The organism is Cryobacterium sp. 10I1 (assembly GCF_035019805.1).
Classification (GTDB): domain Bacteria; phylum Actinomycetota; class Actinomycetes; order Actinomycetales; family Microbacteriaceae; genus Cryobacterium; species Cryobacterium glucosi.
The window spans coordinates 1-6,170 of the sequence record NZ_JASJVF010000198.1 but is presented as its reverse complement, the minus strand read 5'-3'; the positions used below and the strand labels follow the sequence as shown (position 1 = coordinate 6,170).

Here is a 6,170-nt window from a genome sequence, read left to right as displayed (position 1 = left end):
GACCATGGTCCAACGACGCATCCCCAAGATCAAAGACCTCGCCCCACTCATGCAGTTCAAGGTGCCGGAGCTCAACGCGAAGAAGCGCCGCCTCGAGAGCGCCCTCACCATCTATGACCTGCGCGCGATCGCCAAGCGGCGCACTCCCCAGGCGGCCTTCGACTACACCGAGGGGGCAGCGGAGGCGGAGATCTCGCTCGCGCGCGCCCGCCAGGCCTTCGAGGACATCGAGTTCCACCCCGCCATCCTCCGCGACGTCTCGACGGTCTCGACCGGCTGGGACGTGCTCGGGGCGCCGGTCGCTCTCCCGTTCGGCATCGCACCGACCGGGTTCACCCGGATGATGCAGACCGAGGGCGAGATCGCCGGCGCGCACGCGGCAGCGAAGGCCGGCATCCCGTTCTCGCTCTCCACGATGGGCACGACCGCTATCGAGGACGTCAAGGCCGCCAACCCCACAGGACGCAACTGGTTCCAGCTCTACATGTGGAAGGACAGGGACCGTTCGATGGCGCTCGTCGACCGGGCCGCCAAGGCCGGTTTCGACACGCTGCTCGTGACGGTCGACGTGCCCGTTGCCGGAGCGCGCCTCCGCGACAAGCGCAACGGCTTTTCCATCCCGCCGCAGCTCACCGTGGGCACCGTGGTCAACGCGTTGCCGCGCCCGGAGTGGTGGATCAACTTCCTCACGACCGAGCCGCTCGCCTTCGCCTCCCTCGACCGCTGGAGCGGCACCGTCGGCGAACTGCTCGACACCATGTTCGACCCGACCGTCACCTTCGAAGACCTCGCCTGGATCAAGGCGCAGTGGCCGGGCAAGGTCGTCGTCAAGGGCGTTCAGAACGTGGCGGATGCCGCCAGGCTCGCCGAAATGGGCATCGACGCGATCATCCTCTCCAACCACGGCGGTCGCCAGCTCGACCGCGCGCCGATCCCGTTCCATTTGCTGCCCGAGGTGGCCCGCGAGGTGGGCAACGACCTCGAGGTGCACCTCGACACCGGCATCATGAGCGGCGCGGACATCGTCGCGGCCGTGGCCCTCGGCGCACGGTTCACCCTCGTCGGCCGGGCCTACCTCTACGGGCTGATGGCCGGCGGCGAGGCCGGCGTCGACCGGGCGATCGCGATCCTGTCGGAGCAGATCACCCGCACGATGCGACTGCTCGGCGTGAAGTCCCTCGAGGAGCTCGAGCCCGGGCACGTCACCCAGCTGGCCCGGCTGAGCCGTATCGCCCGGCCGGAGGGCGTGACCGCGACGCGAAGCTAGCGAGGCCGATACGGCCCGTTTCAGCCGAGCCGACTCGTTGAAGTTCGCGCCGACCTGACGCGGACGCTAGGCGACGGCGAACCCGTCGAGGACGGCTGCGAGCTGGGCGACGGCCCAGTCGAGGTCGGCCTCGGACACGCAGAGCGGCGGGGCGAGCCGGATCGTGGAGCCGTGGGTGTCCTTGGCCAGGACGCCGCGGACCATGAGTGCCTCGCACACGGCGCGGCCGCTCGCGAGCGACGGGTCGATGTCGATTCCGGCCCAGAGCCCGGCGCCACGGACCGCGACGACTCCTCGCCCGACGAGGCCATTGAGGGCTTCGTGCAAGTGCGCACCGAGCACGCGGGCGCGCTCCTGGTACTCGCCCTCGGCCAGCATCCGCACGACGGCGAGGCCGACGGCCGCGGCGAGCGGGTTGCCACCGAAGGTCGAGCCGTGCTCGCCGGGCTGCAGGACGCCGAGGACGTCCCGGTTGCCGACGACCGCAGAGACGGGCACGATCCCGCCGCCGAGGGCCTTGCCCAGGAGGTACAGGTCGGGCACGACGCCGACGAGGTCGCACGCGAAGGTCGCTCCGGTGCGGCCGAGACCGGACTGGATCTCATCGGCGATGAAGAGCACGTTGCGGCGCGTGGTGATCTCGCGCACAGCGGGGAGGTACCCGGCGGGCGGCACGACGATGCCGGCCTCGCCCTGGATGGGTTCGAGCAGCACGGCGACCGTGTTCTCATCGATCGCGGCCTCGAGGGCCGCGGCGTCGCCGAACGGGACGGTGCGGAACCCGGGCGTGAACGGGCCGAAGCCGGCGCGGGCCGACTCGTCGTCGGAGAAGCTGATGATGGTGGTGGTGCGGCCGTGGAAGTTGCCCCCGGCGACGATGATGTTCGCCTGGTCCGGCGCGACGCCCTTCACGCGGTAACCCCAGGCGCGGGCGACCTTGATCCCGGACTCGACGGCCTCGGCGCCCGTGTTCATCGGGAGCACCATGTCCTTGTGGGCGAGCTCGGCGAGAGCCGTGACGAACGGGCCGAGCTGGTCGTTGTGGAACGCGCGGCTCGTGAGCGTGATCCGGCCCAGCTGGGCTCGGGCGGCATCGAGAAGCACGGGGTTCGAGTGGCCGAAGTTGACCGCGGAGTACGCCGCGAGGCAGTCCAGGTAGCGCTTGCCGTCGACATCCGTCACCCAGGCGCCGTCGCCGGTCGCGACGACGACGGGAAGCGGGTGGTAGTTGTGGGCCGCATGCTCCTCTTCGAGGGCGATGAAGGCGGCGGGCGTTGCGGATGCCTGTCCCGGCGTGCCGAGTGCGGCATCCTTCGTCTGGTCGGCCCGGTTCGCGTCCGGACGGATGTTCGTGTCGGTGCTCATCGGCGCAGCTCCAGGGTGCAGCACTTGACGCCGCCGCCGCCGAGCAGGAGCTCGGAGAGGTCGACGCCGATCGGGTTGTAGCCACGTTCGCGGAGCTGGCGCTCGAAGTCCTTCGCGCGGGCGGCGATGACGACGTTGTAGCCGTCGGAGTAGGAGTTGAGGCCGAGGATCGCCGCGTCCTCCTCGGTGACGATGATGGCGTCGGGGTAGCGTTCGCGCAGCACGGCGAGGCTCTGCTCGTCGAAGGCGCTCGGCAGGTAGGCGATGTTGGTGTCGTCGAGCACGGCGACCGCGGTGTCGAGGTGGTAGAAGCTCGGGTTGACGAGGTTGAGCGTGATCACCGGGCGGCCGTAGATCGCCGACACCTCTTCGTGGCTGTTCGAGGCGCTGCGGAAGCCGGTGCCGGCGAGGATGACGTCTCCGACGAGCAGGAAGTCGCCCTCGCCCTCGTTGATCTCGACGGGCACGCGGACGTCGAAGCCGTTGTCGCGGAACCAGTCCATGTAGGCGGGGCCCTCCGGCTGGCGCTCCGGGTAGGTGAACGCGGCGCCGTAGGCGATGTTGTCGATGACGAAACCGCCGTTGGCGGCGTAGACCATGTCGGGCAGGCCGTCGATCGGGTCGACCAGGTGCACGTCGAAGCCGAGGCCGATGTAGGTGTCGTAGAGGGTCTGCCACTGGGCGACGGCGAGGCTCGTGTCGGTCGGGATGGCCGGGTCCATCCACGGGTTGATCCGGTAGACGACGGTGAAGTAGTCGGGCTTGCACATCAGCACCGTGCGCTTGACGGCCGTGCGCACCGGGGCCGTGGCCGCGGTCTCCGGCGTCGTTGTGGGGTCGAGATCGATGGTCATGAGGTCTCCTTCGGCTGCGCTCCGTCTGCTACTGACGGAATCGGAACGCGGGGTGGATGGCGGACCAGGTCACTCATGAGAGCTCCGCGCGGTCGAACGTGAACGTCGAACAGTGAACAACGAACGGGTGAACGGCACCGCGCAAAGACGCCGTCCTCATTCTCACACAGCGTGAATCAACGTTGCACGCCAATATGCGCGCATAATCGGCGTGATCGTCGGCATATGCGCAGGAATTCCACGCCAGTGCGCGGAATTCCCCCTAGACTCTCGGAATGGACAACCTCGACCGCGGCATACTCGACCTTCTGAGACAGAATGCGCGCGCGGGCTACGGGGACATCGGCTCGGTCGTCGGGCTGTCCGCCTCCGCGGTCAAGCGCCGGGTCGACCGGCTCGTCGCCGACGGGATCATCCGCGGGTTCACGATCCAGGTCGACCCCGCGATCGATGGCATGAGCACCGAGGCATATGTCGAGCTCTTCTGCCGAGGAACCGTCGCCCCCGACGAACTCCTGCGCATCCTCTCCGGCGTACCGGAGGTCGTCGACGCAGGCACCGTCACGGGAAGCGCCGACGCGATCGTGCACATCAGGGCGCGGGACATTCCCGGGCTCGAGGCCGCACTCGAGAAGGTGCGCCTCGCACCCAACGTCGACCACACCCGCAGCGCGATCGTGCTCTCCCGGCTCATCCACCGCGCCGCCGAGTAGCCGCGCCGCTGCCCGCGAGAGCGGTCTTCGTCGGTGGTGACTAGGTGGGGATCGTGGCGGGCTTCATGCGGATCGGCGCGAGGAACTGGATCAGGGTGACGGCCGTGATCGCACCGGCGCAGAGGATGCCGGCGAGCACGACGATCTGGAAGCGCCCGGCCTCGAGGGGCGAGGCTCCGCCGAAGATCGCGCCGACGAACGCTCCGGGCAGGGTGACGAGGCCCGTGGTCTTGGTCTGGTCGGTCGTGGGGATGATCGCGAAATAGACGGCGCGGCGCGCCAGGTCGAGCGTCGACTGCCGCGGGGTCGCCCCGAGCGCCATCCAGCCCTCGACCTCGTCCCAGTGCTCGGTGACGGCCTCGCCGAAGCGCCGGCCGGTCAGGGTCGCAATCGACATCGCGTTGCCGATGATGATTCCGCCGTAGGAGAGCACATACCGCGGCGAGAATTCGATGGCGCCGACCGAGAACACCACGATGAGTGTCGCAAGGATGCCGAGGCCCATCGCTGCGGCGATCCAGCCGAAGTGCTGCCGGGTCGCCCCGAGACGCCGGTTGACCGTGCTCACGGCGGCGATGAACATCACGCTGAGCCCGACTCCGACCCAGAGCGGATCGGAGATGATGCCGCTCAGGATGAGGCTGATCGCCGCGAGCTGGAGGGTGCCCCGGAGGATCGCGAGGGCGGGTGCGTACGGGCGGGGCACGTGGAAGCCGCGAAGCAGGGCGGTGACGACCGCGATCAGCAGCAGCACCCCGATGAGGCTGGGCAGGAGTCCGCCCAGTTCGGCGGGGAGGTCGGCGGGCCAGGTCACCTTCTGAGCCTAGCGAGCCATCCGGTTCGACCTCGCTCCACACGGGGTCGGTCATGCCCTCTGAGTGGAAAGCACTTCCCGAACCGGGAATCGACGGCGGGCCCGAGGCTAGGGAGTCGGTGCGGCCGGCGTGAGTGCGGACCGGGCCGCCTCGATCCGGCGCAGGCGGGTCTCCGGCGTCTTCGCGCTCTCGATCGCGAGGACGTGGGCGCGCTGGTTGCTGTACGACAGCGCCGTGAAGGCGGCCCGGGCATCCGGTTGCTCGTCGAGCGCTGCGGCGAAGTCTGCGGGCACCTCGACCACCCGGGGTTCGGTGTCGAGCTCGACGTCGACCTCGATCTCGTCCCCTGCGGCGACGCCTGCCTGTTCACGGTTCTCGGCGCTGAGCGCGATCATGAATGCGCCGCGGTAGGGGGCGACGGAGCTGCGGTAGGTATGACCGCCGATCGTGACCGTGATGGCGTGGCGCTTGCCGGGGCCGAGGCCCGCGACGACCTCCTCGGGAACGCGGATGCCCGTTGCCGATTTGCCGGAAAGCTCGAGGACGGTCGTGAATCTCATGGAACCGAGTATGCCGCAGCGAGCGGTTCCGCGCACGGGTCCCTGCGGGCTAGCTTGGTACATAACCAACACAAGGAAACCGGGTGCGGCACCATGAAGCTGACCATCGACGAGCATTCCCCCACGCCGCCGTTCGAGCAACTGCGGCTTCAGGTGCTCGAGGCCGTTCGGACCGGTGCCGTGGCGCCCGGAGACAAGCTGCCGACCGTGCGCCGGCTCGCCGACGAACTCGGACTCGCCCCGAACACGGTGGCCAGGGCCTACCGCGAGCTCGAGCGGGGCGAGGTGATCGAGACCCGCGGCCGCCAGGATTCCTTCATCGCCGCAACGGGCGACCCGACCCTGCGCCAGGCGCAACGCGCCGCTGCCGACTTCGCCGAACGGATGCGCGTGCTCGGCCTCGGCGCGGACGACGCGCTCGCGCTCGTCTCGGCCGCGCTCGGCATCCGCCCCTGATCACTCCGCACGCGCCCCGCCCAGCCCAGCCGCGAAAGCGGGGAGCTAGGTGTATGCGGCGGCGAGGCGACGGAAGCCCTCGTCGAGGGTCACCTGGGGGGTCCAGTGCAGGTCGGCGCGCGTGCGGCGTTGGTCGAACC

Annotated in this window: 7 protein-coding genes; 3 read left to right on the top strand and 4 right to left on the bottom strand. The window is 69.4% G+C overall.

The genetic code is table 11. The features are described from left to right. Positions 1 to 4: 4 nt before the first annotated feature. Positions 5 to 1,267: an alpha-hydroxy acid oxidase gene (locus QN345_RS14415; RefSeq protein WP_323508792.1), complete on the top strand. Its 1,263-nt coding sequence runs from the start codon at positions 5 to 7 to the stop codon at positions 1,265 to 1,267. A gap of 66 nt (positions 1,268 to 1,333) precedes the next feature. Here QN345_RS14415 and rocD read toward each other — a convergent pair whose 3' ends face one another. Together rocD and ddaH are read right to left on the bottom strand one after the other, a co-directional pair. Then, the gene (gene rocD, locus QN345_RS14410) at positions 1,334 to 2,632 is read right to left on the bottom strand and encodes an ornithine--oxo-acid transaminase (RefSeq protein ID WP_134449174.1); all 1,299 of its coding nucleotides are present in this window, start codon (positions 2,630 to 2,632) and stop codon (positions 1,334 to 1,336) included. Then, entirely contained in the window at positions 2,629 to 3,486 is an 858-nt protein-coding gene (gene ddaH, locus QN345_RS14405) for a dimethylargininase (protein WP_134449175.1), read from the bottom strand. The genes rocD and ddaH overlap by 4 nt, the downstream gene beginning before the upstream one ends. A 275-nt stretch (positions 3,487 to 3,761) precedes the next feature. Between ddaH and QN345_RS14400 the strand changes: the two genes are divergently transcribed. After that, the gene (locus QN345_RS14400) at positions 3,762 to 4,199 is read left to right on the top strand and encodes an Lrp/AsnC family transcriptional regulator (RefSeq protein ID WP_134449176.1); all 438 of its coding nucleotides are present in this window, start codon (positions 3,762 to 3,764) and stop codon (positions 4,197 to 4,199) included. A 40-nt stretch (positions 4,200 to 4,239) separates the two neighbouring features. Here the strand turns inward: QN345_RS14400 and QN345_RS14395 are convergent, their stop codons facing one another. Next, complete coding sequence (locus QN345_RS14395; RefSeq protein WP_198413731.1) at positions 4,240 to 5,013, bottom strand: ABC transporter permease; 774 nt, start codon at positions 5,011 to 5,013, stop codon at positions 4,240 to 4,242. 108 nt (positions 5,014 to 5,121) lie between these two features. After that, complete coding sequence (locus QN345_RS14390; protein WP_134449177.1) at positions 5,122 to 5,574, bottom strand: YdeI/OmpD-associated family protein; 453 nt, start codon at positions 5,572 to 5,574, stop codon at positions 5,122 to 5,124. Between the two features lie 93 nt (positions 5,575 to 5,667). On the opposite strand from QN345_RS14390, the gene QN345_RS14385 reads away from it, so the two are divergent. Beyond that, the gene (locus tag QN345_RS14385) at positions 5,668 to 6,030 is read left to right on the top strand and encodes a GntR family transcriptional regulator (protein ID WP_323508791.1); all 363 of its coding nucleotides are present in this window, start codon (positions 5,668 to 5,670) and stop codon (positions 6,028 to 6,030) included. The last annotated feature ends 140 nt before the right edge of the window (positions 6,031 to 6,170 follow it).

Excerpts from the sequence above, each read along its gene's own strand:
- QN345_RS14415 (WP_323508792.1), top strand. The coding sequence starts at position 5 with ATGGTCCAACGACGCATCCCCAAGATCAAAGACCTCGCCCCACTCATG.
- rocD (WP_134449174.1), bottom strand. The coding sequence starts at position 2,632 with ATGAGCACCGACACGAACATCCGTCCGGACGCGAACCGGGCCGACCAG.
- ddaH (WP_134449175.1), bottom strand. The coding sequence starts at position 3,486 with ATGACCATCGATCTCGACCCCACAACGACGCCGGAGACCGCGGCCACG.
- QN345_RS14400 (WP_134449176.1), top strand. The coding sequence starts at position 3,762 with ATGGACAACCTCGACCGCGGCATACTCGACCTTCTGAGACAGAATGCG.
- QN345_RS14390 (WP_134449177.1), bottom strand. The coding sequence starts at position 5,574 with ATGAGATTCACGACCGTCCTCGAGCTTTCCGGCAAATCGGCAACGGGC.
- QN345_RS14385 (WP_323508791.1), top strand. The coding sequence starts at position 5,668 with ATGAAGCTGACCATCGACGAGCATTCCCCCACGCCGCCGTTCGAGCAA.